The organism is Bacteroidota bacterium (assembly GCA_020402865.1).
GTDB lineage: Bacteria > Bacteroidota > Bacteroidia > Palsa-965 > Palsa-965.
In genome coordinates this window covers 100,447-122,655 of sequence record JADBYT010000017.1, presented here as the reverse complement: position 1 = coordinate 122,655, position 22,209 = coordinate 100,447, and the positions used below count along the sequence as shown (strand labels likewise).

Genomic DNA, 22,209 nt, shown 5'->3' with positions numbered 1-22,209 from the left:
GTAACCGGAACAAACTCGTTTGGCTGTTCGTCAACAGCTACGGTTGCTGTGACAGTAAACCCGCTGCCCAGCGTAACGGCTAATACATCTGCTTCTGCAATCTGCGTAGGTGGTTCTGCTACACTCACTGCTAACGGTGCTGCTTCATACGTGTGGATGCCCGGCAGCTTAACTGGTTCGTCTGTTTCTGTTTCTCCGACTGCAACTACTACCTACACTGTAACCGGAACAAACTCGTTTGGCTGTTCGTCAACAGCTACAGTTGCTGTAACAGTGAACCCGTTGCCGGCACTTACAATCACCTCAACCGATACGGTAAGTTGTGAAGGCTCGACCTTTACACTCACTGCAAGCGGAGCAAGTACCTATTTGTGGCTGCCATTTAACACAACCGGATCAACCTTAACTGATGCTCCGTATGTAACTACTACTTACACGGTAATCGGAACCTCTGCTTTTGGCTGTATTGATTCAGCATCAATTACCATTACGGTTAATCCGCTGCCGGTTTATACTGTATCATCTTCTGCCGATTCAATTTGCCTTGGTGACACAGCCACGCTTAGTGTGAACGGAAACAATCTTTCTTACCTCTGGCAACCCGGTAATCAGACCACAAGTTCAATTACTGTTACGCCAGCCACCACTACTACCTACACAGTTGTACTTACCACGCCTGAGGGTTGTCAGGATTCAACCACCTATGAAATTTATGTGGGTCCGGATCCTGTATTTACGCTTACTGCGAAGGTAAACAACGTTTGTGCCAACACACCTGTACAGGTTGTTGCAAGCGGCAATGCGGTGAGCTACCTCTGGCAGCCGGGCAACTTTACCGGCGACACGGTAACTTTATATCCAACCGTCACGACCACCTACACAGTAACAGGTTTCAGTGCTATCGGTTGTACATCTACACAAACAATTACAATTAATGTAAACCCGAATCCGGTTGTTTCTATCAGCAGCCCCGATACGGTAATTTGTGCAGGTGAATCAACAGTACTCACTGCCTCCGGTGCTGCAACCTACCTCTGGCTGCCCACCCTGCAAACCATTTCAATCATTACGGTTTCGCCAGCCACCACAACTACTTATACAGTGATAGGTACTTCCGGTTCGGGATGCCGTGATACGGCCAATATTCAGGTGGTGGTAAACCCCACCCCTGTAGTTACTGCATCAGCTTCTTCATCTGCAATTTGTATCGGCAACTCCACCACCATTACGGCCAGCGGTGCTCCGTCGTATGTATGGATGCCGGGTAACTTAACAGGCTCGTCAATCACAGTTAATCCCACATCAACTACAACCTATACCGTAACCGGAACCAACCAGTTTGGCTGTTCCGATACAGCATTAGTAACCGTTGTGGTTAATCCGCTGCCGGTGCTGGCTGTAACTACTTCTGATCCGGTTATATGTTTGGGTGATACGGTAACATTCAGTGTAACCGGGGCTGCCACATACAGCTGGATGCCTGGTAACTTAACCGGTTCAAGCATTTCAGTTACACCGCAGGCCACCACAACCTACTCCGTAGTAGGTGTAACTGCTGCCGGCTGCATTGACTCAGCTACAGCTACGGTAACCGTAAATCCGTTGCCTGATGTAACTGTATTCTCACACTTTACCACTATTTGTGAAGGCAACTCGATTACGGCTTACGCATCGGGAGCCGATAACTATGTGTGGTATCCGATTAATGTATCCGGAAACTCGGCCACGTTTGCGCCACTTCAAAATACCAATTACTATGTATTGGGTACAGATGCCAATGGTTGTACCGATACAGCCAATATCAATATCTATGTAAACCCGCTTCCGGTGGTAAATGCTTCGGCCAGCACTTCGGTAAGCTGCGCCGGAGCTCCGGTAACACTTACTGCAACCGGAAATGCAAGCTACTACGCATGGACACCCGGCAACCTTGTGGGCAACAGTGTAACTGTAACCCCCACAACTACCACACAGTATATTTTGATGGGTGTGGATACCAACAGTTGTATTGGTTATGATACAATTGTGGTAAATGTAAATCCGACTCCTGTTGTAGCCGTTAATTCAACCGCAGCTACAATTTGTGCCGGTGATACTGCTACACTTTCTGCAAGCGGTGCAGCTACGTACCTCTGGCTGCCCGGAAATCAGACCACGGCCTCAATTTCCGTTACACCTGCTGTTACTACAACATACACAGTAATCGGAACCAATGCACAAGGTTGCAGCGATACCGCTGTTAGCACAGTAGTCGTTAACCCGTTGCCTGAAGTAACCGTGTTCTCGCACTTCACAACCATTTGCGAAGGCAACTCAATTACTGCTTACGCATCTGGAGCTGACAATTATGTATGGTCGCCGATTAATGTAACCGGCAACTCGGCCACATTTGCTCCGCTGCAAAACACAAACTACTATGTAACGGGTACCGATGTGAACGGTTGCTCAGACACTGCCAACATCAATATAATTGTGAATCCGCTGCCGGCCGTGAATGCTTCGGCTTCGGTGGCTTCAACCTGTGCAGGCTCTTCTGTTACGCTTTCTGCAAGCGGCAATGCCAGCTACTACGCATGGCAGCCGGGCAACATGACAGGCACATCGGTTGTAGTGAATCCGACCGTTACCACACAGTATATTCTGATGGGTGTGGATTCCAACAGCTGTATTAATTACGACACGGTTGTAGTGAATGTAACACAGGCTCCTGTTGTTCAGGTAAGCAGCAACAACTCGTCAGTATGCGTGGGTGGTTCGGCTGTGCTTACGGCTACAGGTGCTGTATCGTATGTATGGATGCCGGGCAACTTAACCGGTTCAGCCATTACGGTAACACCTTCGGGCACCACAACATATACGGTTACCGGCACCGATGCTAACGGCTGTACGGCCACGGCATTTACAACTGTAACTGTAAATCCTCTTGCTTCTGTATCAGCCACCGCCATGCCTGATACCATTTGCGCAGGCAGCAGCACAATGCTTAATGCTACAGGTGCAGCCACCTATGTGTGGATGCCCGGCAACCTGAGCGGCTCCTCTGTAACAGTTTCGCCGGTTGTAACTACAACCTACACGGTAACCGGCAGCACTGCATCAGGCTGCACAGATTCGGCGGTAGTTACTGTGGTTGTAAATCCGCTGCCTGAAGTAAGTGTAACCTCGCACTTCTATACCATTTGTGCCGGTCAAAGCATTACAGCCAATGCCTATGGTGCAAATTCGTTTGTGTGGAGTCCGGTAAATGCTACCGGCAGCACAATTACATTTACGCCGCAGGTTTCTGTTAACTATTATGTAACCGGTACCGACAGCAATGGCTGCTCAGACACAGCCAACCTGCCACTTGTGGTAAATCCGCTTCCGGTAGTTATTGCCACTGCTTCCGACTCTGCAGTGTGTGCCGGAAGTACGGTTACACTATCAGCCAGCGGTGCAGCTTACTATGGCTGGCAGCCGGGCAATTTGGCCGGATCATCCGTAACGGTTAATCCTACGGTAACTACCACCTATATTGTAGCCGGATCAGACACCAACAGCTGCGTGGGTTACGATACAATTACCGTTGAAGTATATACACCGCAACCGGTAACTGTAGCCGCTCCTTCAGTAAGCATCTGCGCTGGCAATCAGGCCACGCTTATTGCCAGCAACGCGGTTGCCTATGTTTGGATGCCGGGCAATTTTACCAGCAGCTCCATTACGGTTTCGCCTTCAGTAACTACCACTTACACGGTTACAGGTTATTCGGCCGAAGGTTGTATCTCTACCCAAACCGTGACCGTGTTTGTGAACCCGCTGCCCGTAATTTCGCTGAGCGCCACCGACACAAGTGTTTGCGCCGGCAACAGCACCACACTTACTGCAACCGGAGCTGGCAACTACCTCTGGCTGCCGGGTAACTTCACCGGTTCTGCGCTTACAATTGTGCCCGCAAACACTACAACTTACATCGTGACCGGCACTGATGCTAACGGATGCTCCGACTCGGCATCTATTACAATAAACGTACTCCCGGCTCCGTCTGTAAGCGTAAACAGCTCAGCCGCTGTAATCTGTGCCGGCGACTCAGCCGTACTCACAGCCAATGGTGCATCAGCTTACATCTGGATGCCTGGTAACCTGAGCGGAAACAGCATTACAGTTACACCTGCCGCTACCACCAGCTACACGGTAACCGGCACCGACAACAATGGCTGCGAAGCAAGTGCAATTACCACAATTCAGGTAAATGCGGTGCCTTCGGTAACAGCTTCTGCTTCAGCAAGTGCAGTTTGCGCGGGTGAAGCGGTTAATCTGCTGGCCAGCGGCGCCTCAAATTACGTATGGATGCCCGGCAATATCAACGGATCATCTGTATCTGTTATTCCTGCGGCCACCACTACGTACACGGTAACCGGCAGCGACAACAATGGCTGTGCGGCTACTGCCACGGTAAGCGTTACTGTTAATCCGATTCCGGTGGTGACCATAACGGCCAATGCCACTACAATTTGTGCAGGCGATTCGGCCACACTTACTGCCGGCGGTGCGTTAAGCTATAACTGGCAGCCGGGCAACCTGAACAGCTCAGCTGTAACGGTTTCTCCCCTTACCACCACCACCTACACGGTAACCGGTGTATCTGCTGATGGCTGCGAAGACACCGATACCCTTACGGTAATTGTGAATCCGCTGCCTGCCGTAACTGCGTCTGCATCTGCACAGGCAATTTGCGCAGGTGATACTACAGTGCTGATGGCCAGCGGTGCAACCGCATACGTATGGATACCCGGTAACATGGCCGGCTCTTCACTCGCTGTGTCGCCGGCTACAACAACTACCTACACGGTAACGGGCACCGACAACAATGGTTGTAACGCCAGTGCGGTGGTAACCGTGAATGTGAATGCATTACCCGTAGTAAGTGCAACAGCCTCTGATACTGCGGTATGTGCAGGTAACCCGGTAACACTTTCTGCAAGCGGTGCGGCAACTTATAACTGGATGCCCGGCAACCTGAGCGGAAGCGCTGTTACAACCACACCGGCCTCTGCTGTTACCTATACCGTAACCGGCACCAGCGCACAAGGCTGCACAGCCACGGCAACTGTTTCAGTAAATGTGAATGCGTTACCGCAAACAACAGCCACCACCAACGACTCAGCGATTTGCGAGGCTCAAACCGCCACACTCAATGCGGGCGGAGCCGACACCTATGTGTGGATGCCGGGCAACCTTACAGGTGCCAGCGTGAGCGTATCGCCGGGTGCAACTACTACTTATACCGTAACCGGCACCAATGCTGCGGGATGCAGCAGTAGTGCAATGGTAACCGTATCTGTGGGCGCATTGCCGCAACTGGTACTTAGTGCTTCGGATACAATGGTATGCGAGGGAACAACCATCTCACTTGATGCAACAGGTGCCGATAACTATCTCTGGCTGCCGGTTAATTTAACCGGAGCTTCGGTAAGTGATGTGCCTTATACCACCACTACCTACACGGTAATTGGTACTTCGCTCGCAGGTTGTGTGGATTCGGCCTTTATTACCGTACAGGTCAATCCGCTGCCGGTTATGATTCTCACCTCCACTGCAGATACGATTTGTGCCGGTGGTTCGGCCACACTTACCGCCAGTGGCGGCAGCAGCTACCTCTGGCAGCCGGGCAACTTCACTACGGCCAGCATCACGGTGAATCCGACTGTGACCAGCACTTATTCAGTTGTAGTGAGCACAGCCGCAGGTTGCAGCGATTCTTCAACCTACGAAATTGTGGTAATGCCGAATCCTGCATTTAATCTGAGCTCCAAAGCACGCGCCATTTGCAGCGGCAGCTCGGTTCAACTAACAGCAGCAGGCACCGCCGTATCTTACACATGGATGCCCGGCAACCTGAGCGGCTCACAGGTAACTGTATCGCCCGCAGTAACCACTACCTACACCGTAACGGGTTACAGTGCTTACGGATGCACTGCCACAAACACCATTACGATTACAGTAAATCAGAGCCCCTCAGTTACCATCACCAGCCCTGATCCGGTGCTTTGTGCCGGCGAATCGGCTGTGCTGAATGCATCTTCTGTACCGGCAATTACTTCGTACACCTGGCTGCCCGGCATGCAAACCTCTGCATCCATTACCGTTACCCCGGCGGCTACAACTACCTACTCAGCTATTGGCGTAGCTGCCAACGGTTGCCGCGACACCGCACAAATTGTAGTGGTAGTAAATCCGATCCCGACCATCACCGCTACACCGGATGACACCGTGGTTTGCGAAGGCGATTCGGCCCTGATTATGGTTAGCGGTGCGCAGACTTACACCTGGCAGCCGGGCAACTTTACCGGCAACGCCGTGTACATTACACCGCAGGGTTACGAAACCTACACCATAACCGGTACATCGGCCGCCGGCTGTTCAAACACCACAGCCATTATGATTGATGTGCAGATGTGCAGTGGTGACACGGGTGATCGCGTGGTAAATCAGTGGATTCCTGTTCCGAACCCGAGCAATGGCATGTTCAACCTGAAAGGTGTTTCGAACGGTCAGGAACTTGTAGTAAAAGTGTACAATGCCGAAGGCCGTTTGGTTTACGAGGAGAACGATTATCCGATGGCCGGCCCGATTGTATTCCCGCTCGATCTTACCGATCTGCGTTCAGGCATGTATCTGATCAACATTACGCAGGGTGAAGACCAGCAAACGGTGCGGGTTGTAATTCAACAGTAATAACCTGATAGTCAAAAAACAAGCGGCCACCATCGAAAGAGGTGGCTGCTTGTTTTATCAGCCATTTCGTTATGTGTGGCTATTTCGTATATTTGCAGCCCGATTTAAGAAAACATCTGAATTAAACATCTGAATAACAACCAATAAGCACAATTTATGAACGAGTCCATTGTTTACGCCATACCTGCTCTCGGCCTTCTGGGTCTGGTGGTAATGGCAGTAAAAGCGGCCTGGGTATCAAAACAGGATGCCGGAGAGAAAAACATGCAGGAACTGGCTGGCTACATTGCACGTGGTGCAATGGCGTTCCTCAAAGCGGAGTGGAAAGTATTAAGCTACTTTGTACTGGTAGCTGCCGCTCTTCTGGCCTGGAGCGGAACGGTTCATGAAGTAAATGGTGTGGAAATCCACTCACATTGGCTTATTGCGGTTGCCTTTATTATTGGTGCCGTATTTTCGGCCACAGCCGGTTACATCGGTATGAAGATTGCCACCCGTGCCAACGTGCGCACCACACAGGCTGCACGTACCTCGCTTGCCAAAGCGCTCAAAGTATCGTTTAACGGCGGTACGGTTATGGGGCTTGGTGTAGCCGGTCTGGCTGTATTTGGTCTTGGTTCGCTGTTTATTGTGTTCTATGCCATGTTTGTGGATGAGAACCGCAATCCCGACGATCTCAAACGTGCGATTGAAGTACTCACCGGTTTCTCGCTCGGCGCGGAGTCAATTGCCCTTTTTGCCCGTGTAGGCGGTGGTATTTACACCAAAGCGGCCGACGTGGGTGCTGACCTTGTAGGTAAAGTAGAAGCTGGTATTCCGGAAGACGATGTACGCAACCCTGCCACCATTGCCGATAACGTAGGTGATAACGTAGGTGACGTAGCCGGTATGGGTGCCGACCTTTTCGGTTCGTATGTGGCAACCATTCTTGCCACGATGGTACTTGGTCAGGAAATTAAAGTGGAAGACAATTTCAATGGTCTTTCGCCCATTCTCGTACCGATGCTGATTGCCGGTCTTGGTCTTGTATTTTCTATTATCGGTACGCTGTTTGTGCGTATCAGCTCAGAAACTGCCAGTGTACAGAAAGCCCTTAACATGGGCAACTGGTCGTCTATTATTCTTACCATCATTGCTTCTTATTTCCTTGTTGACATGATGCTGCCGGCCGAAATGGCAATCCGCGGTTTTGCCTTCACTAAAATGGATGTATTCTGGGCAATCCTCATCGGTCTTATTGTAGGTGCATTAATGTCAATTGTAACCGAGTATTACACCGCAATGGGCAAACGTCCGGTAAACTCGATTATTCAGAAATCGGCTACCGGTCATGCCACCAACATTATCGGCGGTCTTTCAATCGGTATGGAATCAACCGTAATTCCGATTATCGTGCTTGCGGCCGGTATTATGGCTTCTTATGCGTTTGCCGGTCTGTACGGTGTGGCTATTGCCGCTGCCGGTATGATGGCTACTACTGCGATGCAGCTTGCTATTGATGCGTTTGGTCCGATTGCCGACAATGCCGGCGGTATTGCCGAAATGAGCCAGCTTCCTCCCGAAGTGCGTGAGCGTACCGATAATCTGGATGCCGTAGGTAACACCACTGCCGCTACCGGTAAAGGATTTGCCATTGCCTCTGCTGCACTTACCTCGCTTGCACTGTTTGCCGCTTTCGTAGGTGTTGCAGGTATTGACTCGATCGACATTTTCAAAGCGCCTGTACTGGCTATGCTTTTCGTGGGTGCAATGATTCCGTTTATCTTCTCGGCGCTTGCTATTGCCGCTGTGGGCCGTGCTGCTATGGACATGGTGAATGAGGTTCGCCGCCAGTTCCGCGAAATTCCGGGCATTATGGAATACAAGGCCCAGCCTGAGTATGAGAAATGCGTGGAAATTTCTACCAAAGCCTCTATCCGCGAAATGCTTGCACCCGGTGCAATTGCACTGATTGTGCCCATTCTCATCGGCTTTGGTTTCAAAGGTATGTTCGACAATGCTTCTTCGGTAGAAATGCTGGGTGGTTTGCTGGCCGGTGTAACCGTGTCTGGTGTACTCATGGGTATTTTCCAGAACAACGCCGGCGGTGCGTGGGACAATGCCAAGAAATCATTTGAGAAAGGTGTAATGATTAACGGCGAGAAATTCTTCAAGAAATCAGAGCCGCATAAAGCCTCTGTTACCGGCGACACCGTGGGCGATCCGTTCAAAGATACCTCTGGTCCTTCGATGAACATCCTCATCAAGCTCATGTCAATTGTATCGCTTGTAATTGCACCGTTCATTGCAGTTACTCCCGAAATAAAAGCGCCCGAAGGCGCTGCTGCACTTCCGGTTGTGGCTGCCCCCGGCAATTACAACTTTGTGGGCGACAGCTGCGTACTTGTGTGGACGGGTAAAAAAGCCATTGGTTCGCACACCGGCGCTATCAAACTTACCGGCGGCAACCTCGTGCTCGACTCAGCTTCCATTAGCGGTGAATTTGTAATTGACATGAAGTCGATTACCTGCACCGATATTAAAGACAGCACCTACAATGCTGATCTGGTTGGTCACCTCAAGAGCAAGGATTTCTTCGGTGCCGATGAAAATCCTACTGCAAAACTTTCACTCAAGAAAATTGCAGCTGCCGACGACAAGAACAACTATGTAATTACTGCTGATCTCACCATCAAAGGAATTACAAACGAAATCAGCTTCCCCGCTCACGTAGTGACCAATGAAAAAGGAGAGATGAGCGTAGGTGCCGATATTACTGTTGACCGCACACGCTGGGGCATCATCTACAATTCGCCCACAGCCGGCACACTCGGCGACAAGTTTATCTACGACAATTTCAACCTTGCCATCAATCTCAAAGGCAAGAAAGGTTAAGACTTTGCCCTGATATCCTGCACATTTCCGGAAAGGCGCTTACAGCAATGTAGGCGCCTTTCCTGTTTTATGGAAGTACAGGAAATCATCACGCATAAAAAAAGCGTCTGAAAATAATTCAGACGCTTTGGTATTCTGAGGCAGACAAAGCTAGAACAGACCGTTGATTTCGGCGTTGATTTTATTCATGATTTCGCCGAGATGTTCGGGATTATCCATGAATTTATTTTCATCCACATCTACAATCAGCAGCTTGCCAAGTTCGTATTGTGAAATCCAGGCTTCATAGCGTTCGTTGAGACGTTTGAGATAGTCGATGCGGATTGCATTTTCGTACTCGCGGCCGCGTTTCTGAATCTGGTTAACCAGCGTGGGGACAGAAGCACGGAGATAGATAATCAGATCGGGCGGCTGAATGAGTTCTTCCATGAGACGATACAGCGCGAAATAGTTTTCGAAATCGCGTGTTGTCATCAACCCCATTGCATGCAGGTTGGGCGCAAAAATATGCGCATCCTCGTATATGGTACGATCCTGAATTACGTTGATGCCCGACTTGCGTATATCAAGCATTTGTGCAAAGCGGCTGTTCAGAAAGTAAATCTGCAGGTTAAACGACCAGCGTTGCATGTCTTCGTAAAAATCGCTGAGGTAGGGATTTTCATCCGCGTCTTCGTAATGAGCCTGCCAACCGTATTGCTTGCTGAGCAATGTGGTGAGTGTGGTTTTTCCGGAGCCGATATTTCCAGCTATTGCAAGATGCATGTGTGTGTATTCGTATGTGAAAATTTACTGGGCTGCGCTAAAGTAACAAAAACCTGCCGCATCTGCGTAGCTTGTTGATTTCTTCCTGAAACGAAATCAGGTCATAATTTTATCCTGTTCGCCCATTTTGGTATCAATGGCATCGCGCAATCCGTTTCCGAGAAACATAAAGGCCATTACGAGCAGCATAATTGCCAATCCGGGAATGAGTGCCAGAAAATAATCACCCACCAGAATATAACCTCTGTAATCGCTGATCATAATTCCCCACGAGGGCGTAGGTCGTTGCGCACCGATGCCCAGAAAACTCAACCCGGCTTCGATGAGAATGGCGCTGGCGAAATTATGCGCTGTAATTACAATTACCGGCCCAAGCACATTGGGCAATACATGATGAATGATGATACGCATGTTGCGGAAACCCAGTGCACGTCCGGCTTCTACAAATTCCTTTTCCCGGATACTGAGTATTTGCCCACGCACTATGCGGGCCGTATCTACCCACATGGTTAAACCAACGGCAATAAACACCGGAAACATTCCTTTACCAAGCACAAGCGTAATTGCAATCACGAGCAGCAAGGTGGGAATAGACCACACCACATTGATAAACCACATGATCAGGTCATCAAGCCATCCTCTGAAAAAACCCGCAAGCGCCCCCATCAGCATACCAATGATAAACGAAATGGTTACTGAAATCAGTCCTACAAAAAGCGAAATGCGGGTTCCGATTAACACACGGCTAAGCAAATCGCGTCCATGCTGATCAGTACCCAGCCAGAACGTTTGCTGGTGAATATTGGCAAGTACTTCGTGGCGAAGTTGCGACCAGGTTCGCGTTTGCGGGGCCGCGTTACCTATTTCGTAAAACACTTCGGTTTGACGGATGGTATCGGAGTTTTGCGGACGTGATTCGTTAACGGCATAAATAACCTCAGTAAGCAGGTCGCGGTGTTCTTTTCCTCCTGAGCCGCCCTCTGCCCACTCATGCCACACAATCGCATTGTCTTCGAACGAATAATCAGAAATTGCGTGATACTGATAATCGTTTGGTTCGCCGAAAATCATTTTGCGAAAGAAACCGGTGACGTTGGGCTCATCATGTTTGCGGAAACGCAGAATCTGGCATGAGAAACCGGGCTTGCAAATACTGAGTTCGTCAATGTGTGTATCCGCATCGGGGCTCCCGTCGGGTGTAATGGTATAGCCAAGAATGGCAATAAAAATCATTGCCACAATTACCCAGAGCCCCACTAAGGCAAGTTTGTTTTTTCGCATCCTTCGCCATGCGTTGGCCATCATAGACAACGACCTCCCGCTTCCTGTTTCAGAGGAAATGGTCTGGGCGAATTCGTGTAGCGAATTATCCGGCGATGCCTGCATGCGTTTTTCCTGTCGGGTTCAGGTGGTGTATGTTCTTTCTTTCCAGCTGAATTTTTTGCGAAGTGCACCTGCGGCAATTACAGGTGTGAGAAGCTGATAAAGCGGCCACACAACTGCAAACCAGCGCAAAAGATCAGGCTTTCGGAAGAACGACTGCGATAAAGATAATAACAAAAAGTCGCCTGCAAATTTTAACGCAAGAAACCCGGCCAGCGGCACAAAAAAGTCAGGCACATACAACGCCGCCAGCGCCAGCAGCCAGGGCCAAACCGCCGCCGCCGCAAGGCTTAAGCCCAGCATACGCACTGGCCGGGAAGTATAGCTGCCATATTTGGAAGCCCAACGAATACGCTGACTAATGAACTCAGGCAATGTGGCGGCGGCGGCGGCGGGTACAATGGCTTCGGGGTTATGCAGCCAAACTACTGAAGCCGGATTACGCCTGTGTGTGCGCAACAACAGCAACACATCATCGCCCGAAGGAGTTTGATCCTGTGCATAGCCCCCCGCAGCCGCGGGCACATGGCGGTAATAGCCCAAACTGGCTCCACTGGCCGTAAACGCCACACCCTGGCTCAGCATTCCGGCCGATACACTCTGCACGGCAATGCTTTCGATGTTTTGCATGGCCGTAAGCCAGCTTTTCCCACCCTGCAACAGAATCGGACCGATGCAAAGTTCTGTTTGCCCCTGCAGGGCGGCCGAAAGGCTTGCACACCACAGGGGCGGCGGCGTGCAGTCGGCATCGGTGGTAAGTATCAATGTGCCGCCTGCTGCTGCAATACCTTTTTCAAGCGCCGCTTTTTTGCCGGCCTTTCCCGGTTCCAGATCCAGCACACGCACACCCGGTACCGAAGCCGCCAGCGCAGCGGTGTGGTCGGCAGAATGATCGTTTACCACGATTATTTCCGCTCCGCATGTTTGACGCTGAAGTGCAGCAAGGCATTGGAGAATATGCATCTCCTCGTTGCGCGCAGGTACAATAATACTTACAGACAAAGGCAATGGCGGCAATAACTTTTGCGCCGGCAACCGCCTAAAACGCCACACCGGCGGCAACAGCACAAACAGATATGCCGCAGCAAGAAGCAGTGACACAATGTAAACCGCTTCAATCATGTGCATCGTTTTTGAACAACCGGAAAGTGAGCACAGGCACAATACCCGCCAGTGCGGGAAGTCCTACGTTAATGCTCCACAACACCACCGCCGCGCTCAGTGCAGCCTCCGCATTGCCGCACATGCCGCCAATAACAGCCGCCGCCGCCGAGCCACGCACTACAATTTCGGTAAAGGCAAATGTGGGTACAAGTGTAACAATGCCATACGTAACCGCCACTGCAGCCGCCAGCATATCAACCGGAAGCGCAATACCAGCAGCGCGCAGCAGCAGCACAAACTGAAACATGTAAACCAAATAGCGCAACGCCGAGAGTGTAAGCACCGCAATAGCTGCAGACCGGCGGATTTGAGCGAATGAATGAAGGAACTGTTTGCCTTGCGGATAGTTACGCAGCACGAAATAAAGCCACACACACAGCAACGCAATGCCCAGTCCAAACCCAAACACCGGCCCCGGTTCTATGGCAGGAAGCTGCAGCTCCTTTCGGGCATAAAACATACCGGCCACGGCAGCAAGCGATGTAACCAGTAACTGGGCGGCACTTCCGGCAGCAGCCAGCCCAAGTGCAGCCACCCGTTTTTCGGGAGGAAGAATGCACACACGCGCTACACTTTCGCCCACGCGGTTGGGTGTAGCCGTGCCCACAGTAACACCAGCCAGCACAGCCTGCAGCGCCTGCCCGAAACGTACCGGCTGAAGTTGCCGCACAAGGAGTTTCCATTTCAACGCTTCAAGCCCCCAGTTCAGCGGCCACAGCAACCACACGGCCAGCCAAAGTGAAAATGATGCTCCGGCAAGCTGCGTGAAATGCTGCGTGAGCTGGTTGCTGCGCATATACAGCCACAGGTACCACACCGCAGCCGAAACTATTGCTACCTTTAGCAGCCACGAAAGCCATCGCAATAATGCCCTGCGGTGTTTCTTCACAGCGCCAAAATAAGCAAAACCACGTGTCAGCAACCACTCCTGCCAAACCACTTGTTGATAAAGTTGTGCTCGGCATCGATCCCGGTACAACCATCATGGGCTTTGGCGCCATCCGCATTACCGGCCGGCAAATGACGCTGCTTGAAATGGGGGTTATCCGTCTCGAAAAAATCGACGACCCGCACCTCAAGCTTAAACGTATTTTCGAAGAAACCCTGGCCCTGGCCGATCTTCATAAGCCTGATGAATTTGCCATTGAAGCACCATTCTTTGGTAAAAACGTACAGTCCATGCTCAAGCTCGGACGCGCACAGGGTGTGGCTATTGCTGCGGCGCTCAACCGCGATATTCCCATTTTCGAATACAGCCCCAAGAAAATAAAAATGTCCATTACCGGCAATGGCAATGCTTCGAAAGAACAGGTGGCCGCCATGCTGCAACAATTGCTGAAAATAAAAGAGCTTCCCAAATACCTTGATGCCACCGACGGACTGGCGGCTGCGGTTTGTCACTATTTTCAGAATTCGGGTGCGGGCGGTAAGGTGGAGAAGAAATTTGGGAGCTGGGAGGCGTTTTTGAGTAATAATCCGGGGAGGAAGGTGAAGTAAGAATTGATGTGATACAAGACAATTTATCTGAAACAGGAAATAGAAAATAGAAAAGAGGAAACAGGAAATACAATACTGAAATGGATATATTTTTCATTAGATTTATGCAAATTTTAGCTATTAATTTATGGAAGAATTACTCACTGAGACGGTACATATCACAAATGTTAATGATCCTGTAAGAAATTTATTATCAGAACGCTACTCAATTAGTGACATTGAATTGGCTAAAAGTTTAGACCAATTAAATAACTTTTTGAGCTTCCTAAAAGATGACCTGTATATCATCGTAGAGCATCCTTATGTAGATAAAATATACAGAGACTCTTACTACCATTATTATGCATCAAAAGGAGAGGAGTTCTCTCGTAATTGCATACGTTTATCTTTCTTTAGTAGTCCCGTTTTAGAATCAGACTTTTTCAATTCTGAAAAATCACCATTTTTAAGAGAAATTTATCTTGGTTTCTTAGTAATAAGACCAACATTTCCATTTATTATCGGAAGAAATGTTATTTCTCCTAAAGCCTTTAAGAATTCCGAATTTGCTATATGTAATGTAGCTTATAATATTACAGTTAATGGCTTAAAGATGAGTGTAAACGGGTTTCCTCACTGCTCACAAGACAGCGAAACTATCTCTTGCGCAGAAACAACTATTTGGTCTGTTCTGGAATATTTCGGAAATCGTTATCCTGAATATACACCTACGCTTCCATCAAAAATAAATAAAACTTTAAGCTCATATTCATTCCAACGACTTACACCTACGAACGGACTAACAGCAAGCCAAATTTCATATTTACTAAAAGAATTTGGCTTTGGCGTGAAAATATATTCCAGAGATGCGCATGAAGGCGACTTTATCCGATTGTTAAAAATGTATATCGAATCAGGAATACCGGTTATTGGTATGATTAGAAATAGTAAAATTGGGCATGCCCTAACAATAGTAGGCCGCGAACTGAACTACAAAAAATCTCTCGAAAATATCTCCCCAATTATTGATATTGAACAACAACAATTAAGAGTTTACGACTACTATGACTTATTCGATCAGTATGTATTCATTGACGATAATTATCCACCGTATCAATTAGCAGAATTAACTGATCCTACTTCATATTATGAAAATGAATTATGGGAAAAATGTGCAATTCATAGCATAGCAGTTCCCCTTTATCATAAAATCTATATGGTAGCAGAAGAAGCACGGATGAATGCTATTTCAATATTAAAAAAGCACGAACTTATTTCAAATAAACAGATCATTATTCGAACGTTACTTGCATCAAGCCGATCATACAAACATTACATCACGCAAAATACTCTCCTAGCGGTAGAATTCAAGAAACTTATTCTTAGCAGCTCAATGCCTAAATTTATCTGGATTGCTGAAATTATTGATAAAGAAATGGTTAATACAGGACTTTGTAGTGGTATTATGATTTTTGATGCTACTGAACCTAAAAGAATAAATATACTTGCGGCTCTGGTTGGAAATTATTATATTCGTGCAAATTTTTCAGGGTTTATAAAAACCAAAATTAATAAATCAATTACTCCATTTACAGGTTTCTACAATAATCTGTTAAGATTATGACAAAACTGAAAAGCAACTTCGAGAGAACTCTTCAAGAACTTCAGGAAAAAGGGATAATTGGAGAAATTATTCGCGAGGATAAAGATCAGATTATGAAAAGAATTGAAGAAGAAATGCATGAGTTCAGACTTGAAAACCAAAAAAGAATTCATCAGTCTGAAAAGGACATGGCTTCAATTATTCTTAATGCGTAAGCTAATGCTGAAATTTAACTGACCGGGGCTGATTCTTAACGAATCAGCCCCGACTGTTTAAAGCAATACACTAACCATTTTTACGATCATCAACTACTCCGTCCCCGCCAAAAAATCCGTAAATTCGCACGTTTGCCGGAAACAGTGTTCCGGTTTCACATTGCACTATGTCATCATCCGTTTACGATCTCTACGAACCGGTAATTGGTCTTGAAGTTCACGCCCAGTTGCTTACCCGTACCAAAGCCTATGCGGCCGACGAAGCCGCTTACGGCGCCATGCCAAACTCACTGGTGAGCCCGGTTACACTGGGTTTGCCGGGTACACTTCCCAAAGCCAACAAGCAGGTTATCGACTTTGCCATACGTCTCGGGCTGGCGCTCGAATGCGAAATACGCGAGCGGAACGAATACGCCCGCAAGAATTATTTCTATGCCGATTTGCCCAAAGGCTACCAGATTACGCAGGACAAAACACCGATCTGTACCAATGGCAAAGTGCGTATCAAAGACGACAACGGCAACGAAAAGATTATCCGCATCCAGCGCATTCACATGGAAGAAGACGCGGGCAAAAGCATGCACGATGCCGATCCGCTGGATACGCTGGTGGATCTGAACCGCGCCGGTGTACCGCTGGTGGAAATTGTTACCGAACCCGATATTGCCAGCGCCGACGAGGCCTACCGCTACCTCACCGAAATACGCCGCTTAGTGCGCTACCTCGACATTTGCGACGGCAACATGGAAGAAGGCAGCCTGCGCTGTGACGCCAACATTTCGGTACGCAAAAAAGGCGACCCGAAATTCGGCCGACGCGTGGAAGTGAAAAACATGAACTCCATCAGCAATGTGAAGCGTGCCATTGAACACGAAGTGATCAGGCAGATTGACATTATTGAAGCGGGTGGAATAATTGATCAGGACACACGCAGCTTTGAGGCATTAACCGGCACCACGTTTTCGCTGCGCAGCAAGGAAGCAGCCAACGACTACCGCTATTTTCCGGAGCCAGATTTGCTGCCGGTAATGGTTACTCAAACACACATTGCCCGCGTACAAAGCGAACTTCCGCCCCTGCCGGCTGCACTCTTCCGCAAGTACACCGCTGAACTCGGCCTCACCGCTTACGATGCAGGCGTACTTACCGATGCAAAGGAAATTGCACTTTTCTACGAAGAGGTTTTACGCCACACCGCTGCCCTGCCCGACCGCAAAGCAGCGGCCAAAGCGGCTGCCAACTGGGTAATGGGCCCGGTAAAATCATACCTCAACGAAAACGCCATACACATCAGTCAGCTCACCGTTTCGGCACAGCGGCTGGCTCAACTCATTGAGCTTATCGACAGCGGAAAGGTAAGTTTTGCCGTAGCCAACCAGCGCATTTTCCCGCTCATGGCGCAACACACCGATAAAACTCCGCTCGAACTGGCCGAAGCGCACAACCTGATTCAGGAAAGCGACGAAGGTGCGCTGCTTGAATTAGTGAAGGAAGCCGTAGCAAAATATCCCGCCAAAGTGACCGAATATAAGAACGGCAAAACCAATCTGGTAGGCATGTTTATGGGTGAGGTAATGAAACTCTCCAAAGGCAAGGCCGATCCGAAAGTAGCCAGCGAATTAGTGAAAAAAGTACTCGACGAACAACCCTGAGCCAGCTCATGCAAAAATTTCTCTATCTGACTTTAGTCATCGCTGCATTCACACTGCATGTAAACTGCGGCAGCAACGGCAGAAGCAAACCCGGCGACAGCAACATCACCGTTAACGGTGAACTCAAAAACTGCAGTGGTGACACCATCTACTTCGTGGATGTATCGTCGAAGGAATTCAAAACCATCGACTCTACCATTGCCGACGAGGAAGGCCGTTTTACGCTTTACGCAGAAATAGCACACAAAGGTTTTTACAATGTGGTGGTAGGGCGAGACGGCAGCCAGAATGCCGTGCTCATACTTGGTCCCGGCGATGAGGTGAAACTTACCGGCGATGCAAAAAACCTCGGCTATTCATGGCAGGCAGAAGGTTCGGAAGATACCAAACACTTCAAGCAGCTGAATGAATACATGATCGGGTATGAAAAAAAGCGCGAGCCCGTGTTGCGCTACCGTGATTCGTTGCTGCAGATTTATCAGTATGAAGTGAGCTTGAGCAACAATAATAAAAATCGCATCGACTCACTCGACAAGGCCATTGAACAGCCATTTACACAAGCACAGGAAAAGTTAGACGCACTGATGGATGAAGGCGTGGTATTTGTGCGCGCTTTTATTGATAAACATCCCGCCTCGTTTGCCAACATTCCCGCATTGCAACTGCTCGATCAGGCCGAAGATCTTGCCTACTTTGATAAAACGGTGGCTGCGCTCAAGGTAAAATATCCCACATCGCCCAACGTAACCATGCTCGAAGAAATGGTTACACGCATTCACAAAGCACTTGAACCACGGCCCAGTCCGTTTGCCGAAGGACAGGTGCCCGACGACATTGTATTGCAAAACACCGAAGGCAAAACCATGCGCCTTTCCGAACTTCGCGGTAAAGTGGTGCTGATTGATTTCTGGGCCTCGTGGTGCCAGCCCTGCAGGCAGGAATCGCCAAATGTAGTAGCTAACTACAAAAAGTACCACGATAAAGGCTTCGAGGTTTTCAGCGTTTCGCTCGACAAAGACAAGGAAGCCTGGAAGAAAGCCATAGCCGACGACGGGTTAATCTGGAAATGGCATGTGCTCGACAATACTCAGGATCCGGCCGGTTCGTTTGCCACAAAATATGGTGCATCCTCCATTCCCCGCGCCTTCCTGCTCAACCGCGAAGGAAAAATCATTCATACCGACGTACGGGGCAAAATGCTTGGTAACCTGCTTGAAAAAGAACTGGGCAACCAATAACTAAACATCCTGTAACATTAGATATACTGTAATCGTCACAGCACAATAATCTATCCCTCTATCGCATGAAAAAACTGCTCCTGTTGCTTTCTGCCGCTGCGCTTTCCGGTAGTCTCAACGCCCAGTCGAAGGCCTACTTCCAGCAGGATGTGGCCTACACCATCCATGTAAAACTGGACGATGAAAAACATTTTTTGTACGGCGATGAAAAGCTGGTTTACAAAAACAACTCGCCTGATGCGCTGCCGTTTATCTGGATGCACATCTGGCCCAATGCCTATAAAAATAACCAGACCGCACTTGGCAAACAGCTTACCGAAAACGGCGAGCTGAAATTTCATTACGCCAAAGACGAAGATCGGGGCTATATCGACAGTCTGAACTTTACCGTTGACGGGCAGCCGGTGAAAACCGAAGCCCATCCGCAGCACATCGACATTATAAAAATTGTGCTCAACCAGCCGTTGCAACCCGGCGGCGAAATTACCATTGCTACTCCATTCCGCGTGAAAATTCCGAGCGGCGAATTTTCCCGTCTCGGCCATATCAAACAACAGTACCAGATTACCCAGTGGTATCCCAAACCGGCAGTGTACGACCGTAACGGATGGAACGAAATTCCCTATCTTGATCAGGGTGAATTTTACTCAGAGTTCGGCAAGTTTGATGTATTTATTTCGGTTCCGAAAAATTACGTGGTAGGTGCCACCGGCGATCTTACCGATTGCCCGGATGAAGTAAAATGGCTGGATGAAAAAGCAGCAGCTACCGCCAAAAAAGATTACGACTATTCAGACATTGAATTCCCCGCCTCATCGCCCGAATTTAAAACCTTGCATTATCATCAGGAAAAAGTACACGACTTTGCGTGGTTCTGCGACAAACGCTACAATGTGCTGAAGGGTGATGTAAACATGCCCCACAGCAAACGCAAAGTAACCACCTGGGTAATGTTTACCAACGACCATGCCCGCCTCTGGAAAAACTCAATCCCGTATGTGAATGATGCGCTCAATTACTACTCACTCTGGAACGGCGATTATCCTTACAACCACTGCACTGCTGTTGACGGTGCGCTGAGCGCAGGCGGCGGAATGGAATATCCGAACATTACCGTAATTGGCGGTGTTAACAGTGCGGCCACACTCGAAACGGTAATTATGCACGAAGTAGGCCACAACTGGTTCTACGGCATACTCGGCAGCAACGAACGTGTAAACGGCTGGCTCGATGAAGGCATCAACTCAGCAAACGAGCTTCGCTACCACGAAACAAAATACCCCAACTGGTCGCTCGTAGGCGGACAAAGCGGGCCCAATGGGTTGGCTAATCTGGCCGGTCTGGAAAAACTCAAGCAGAAAGCACAGTATTATCTGCTCTTCAACATCTCAGCCAGCCAGCATACCGATCAGCCCTGCCAGTTTCATTCGGCTGATTTCACAAGCACCAACTACGGCACCATCATGTATTCCAAAACAGCCGTAGTATTCGATTACCTGCGCGGCTACCTTGGCGATACACTTTACGACAAAGCCATGAGCACCTACTTCGAACGCTGGAAATTCAAGCATCCCCAGCCCGAAGACCTGTTCTCTACGCTTGAAGAAGTAACCGGCCGCAAACTCGACTGGCTGCGTCAGCTCATCAACACCACCGATCACCTCGATTATAAAATTGTATCGGCCAAACGCAACAGCGACAACACCTGGGCCGTAACACTCCGCAACACCGGCGATATTGCCGGCCCCGTGGCACTGCATGGCATACGCATCGGCGCATTGCCCAAAACCGTGTGGTACGAAGGCTTTACCGGCGAAAAAACACTGACACTCCCTGCAGGCGATTACGACCGCATCCGCATCGACTTCGAGGAAGATATGCCCGAAATCGAACGCAAAAACAATACTTACCACACACATGGTCTGCTGCGCAAAGCAGAGCCTTTTAAACTGCAGCTTGGCGGCAGTTATGAAGATCCGGCACGCACACAACTGTTCTGGTCGCCGGTAGTTGGCCTCAATCACTACGACAAATTCATGGCCGGTGCTGCAATCTACAACCAGACTATCTTCCCGAAAAAATTCCAGTTTGCCATTATGCCCATGTACGCATTCGGCAGCAAGGATATTGTCGGGCACGGCGAAGCATTCTTCAATATCATGCCGAAGAAAGCATTCCGCCTGATCAAAGTTGGTGCAGTTGGAAATTCCTATCACATGCTCAATGTGGACGAAATGAATATTCCCGGTGCCAATGAAGATTTTAATGCACGCAAACTGCGCTTCATTAAAGTGGCCCCCGGAATTTCTTTTGAGTTTAAGAAGAAACGCCTCCGCAATCCCACTACACATACACTTTCTTTCCGATCGGTATGGGTGCGCGAAGACCGCGTAACCTACATCATGGATCCCAACACAACCTCACTGGTTATTCGTCCTTACGACCGCACCTTCTTCGAAGCAAACTACCTCATCAATAACGCCAACAAGAAAAATCCATGGAACATCCTTACCCAGTTCCAGACCGGCGACAACATGAGTAAAGTACAGGTAACAGCCAACTACAAACTCCGCTACAAGCGTAACCGCTCTATCGACTTCCGTTTCTTTGCCGGAGGCTTCCTGAGCGATGCCGCCAACAATGGCTTGTACCGTTTCCGCCTCAGCGGCTGGGGCCCGCAAGGCATCGGCAACCACGATTACCTCTACGACCATGTGTTTGCTGCACGCAACCAGCTTACCGGTTTCTTCTCGCGGCAGATGGTAAATACCGACGGTGCATTTAAAATCTACTCGCCGCTCGGTCAAACATCAAACTGGCTTACCGCACTCAATGCTGATATTCAGTTGCCCTTTAAACCGCGCGTATTCAGCTGGCTGCGTTTGTATGCCGATGCCGGTTTATACAGCATTGATGGCACCGGTGGCGAAACGGCATTCCAGTACAACGCCGGTTTACACATACAGGTTGGCATTACCGACGTGTATCTGCCCCTGCTCTACTCTGCTGATATCAAAGATTACCTCGATGTAAACGATATCAACATGCTTGAAACCGTTCGCTTCACAATTCGTTTCGACGACCTTCGTCCGGCAAAAATTCTGAGCAACGCCTTCTAACAG

Annotated in this window: 12 protein-coding genes; 8 read left to right on the top strand and 4 right to left on the bottom strand. The window is 49.1% G+C overall.

Annotated elements, in window-relative coordinates; translation table 11 throughout:
• Together IM638_13015 and IM638_13010 are read left to right on the top strand one after the other, a co-directional pair.
• Window positions 1-6,717: T9SS type A sorting domain-containing protein (locus IM638_13015; protein ID MCA6363953.1), on the top strand; the 6,717-nt coding region annotated here is incomplete at its 5' end.
• A 156-nt stretch (window positions 6,718-6,873) separates the two neighbouring features.
• On the top strand, window positions 6,874-9,591 hold the full coding sequence (locus IM638_13010; protein MCA6363952.1) for a sodium-translocating pyrophosphatase: 2,718 nt from the start codon (window positions 6,874-6,876) through the stop codon (window positions 9,589-9,591).
• A gap of 150 nt (window positions 9,592-9,741) precedes the next feature.
• On the opposite strand, the gene IM638_13005 is transcribed toward IM638_13010, so the two are convergent.
• The 4 genes from IM638_13005 to IM638_12990 all read right to left on the bottom strand — a co-directional run bounded on the left by IM638_13005 (window position 9,742) and on the right by IM638_12990 (window position 13,792).
• Entirely contained in the window at window positions 9,742-10,356 is a 615-nt protein-coding gene (locus IM638_13005) for a deoxynucleoside kinase (GenBank protein MCA6363951.1), read from the bottom strand.
• 96 nt (window positions 10,357-10,452) lie between these two features.
• The gene (locus IM638_13000) at window positions 10,453-11,742 is read right to left on the bottom strand and encodes an ABC transporter permease (protein MCA6363950.1); all 1,290 of its coding nucleotides are present in this window, start codon (window positions 11,740-11,742) and stop codon (window positions 10,453-10,455) included.
• An 18-nt stretch (window positions 11,743-11,760) separates the two neighbouring features.
• Window positions 11,761-12,861 carry a glycosyltransferase gene (locus tag IM638_12995; protein MCA6363949.1) on the bottom strand — a complete coding sequence of 367 codons (1,101 nt, stop codon included), beginning with the start codon at window positions 12,859-12,861 and terminating at the stop codon, window positions 11,761-11,763.
• Window positions 12,854-13,792 (bottom strand): flippase-like domain-containing protein, encoded by a 939-nt coding sequence (locus IM638_12990; GenBank protein ID MCA6363948.1) that lies wholly within the window; start codon window positions 13,790-13,792, stop codon window positions 12,854-12,856. Before IM638_12990 ends, IM638_12995 begins: the two co-directional genes overlap by 8 nt.
• Between IM638_12990 and ruvC the strand changes: the two genes are divergently transcribed.
• The 6 genes from ruvC (at window position 13,771) to IM638_12960 (ending at window position 22,206) form a co-directional block, all read left to right on the top strand.
• Window positions 13,771-14,400: a crossover junction endodeoxyribonuclease RuvC gene (gene ruvC / locus IM638_12985; protein ID MCA6363947.1), complete on the top strand. Its 630-nt coding sequence runs from the start codon at window positions 13,771-13,773 to the stop codon at window positions 14,398-14,400. The genes IM638_12990 and ruvC overlap by 22 nt on opposite strands.
• 127 nt (window positions 14,401-14,527) lie before the next feature.
• The gene (locus IM638_12980) at window positions 14,528-16,003 is read left to right on the top strand and encodes a hypothetical protein (protein MCA6363946.1); all 1,476 of its coding nucleotides are present in this window, start codon (window positions 14,528-14,530) and stop codon (window positions 16,001-16,003) included.
• Window positions 16,000-16,197, top strand: a complete 198-nt coding sequence (locus IM638_12975; protein MCA6363945.1) for a hypothetical protein — start codon at window positions 16,000-16,002, stop codon at window positions 16,195-16,197. The genes IM638_12980 and IM638_12975 overlap by 4 nt, the downstream gene beginning before the upstream one ends.
• Window positions 16,198-16,364: 167 nt before the next feature.
• On the top strand, window positions 16,365-17,849 hold the full coding sequence (gene gatB / locus IM638_12970; GenBank protein MCA6363944.1) for an Asp-tRNA(Asn)/Glu-tRNA(Gln) amidotransferase subunit GatB: 1,485 nt from the start codon (window positions 16,365-16,367) through the stop codon (window positions 17,847-17,849).
• 8 nt (window positions 17,850-17,857) lie between these two features.
• Window positions 17,858-19,087 (top strand): AhpC/TSA family protein, encoded by a 1,230-nt coding sequence (locus IM638_12965; GenBank protein ID MCA6363943.1) that lies wholly within the window; start codon window positions 17,858-17,860, stop codon window positions 19,085-19,087.
• Between the two features lie 65 nt (window positions 19,088-19,152).
• Complete coding sequence (locus IM638_12960) at window positions 19,153-22,206, top strand: M1 family metallopeptidase (GenBank protein MCA6363942.1); 3,054 nt, start codon at window positions 19,153-19,155, stop codon at window positions 22,204-22,206.
• Window positions 22,207-22,209: the final 3 nt, after the last annotated feature.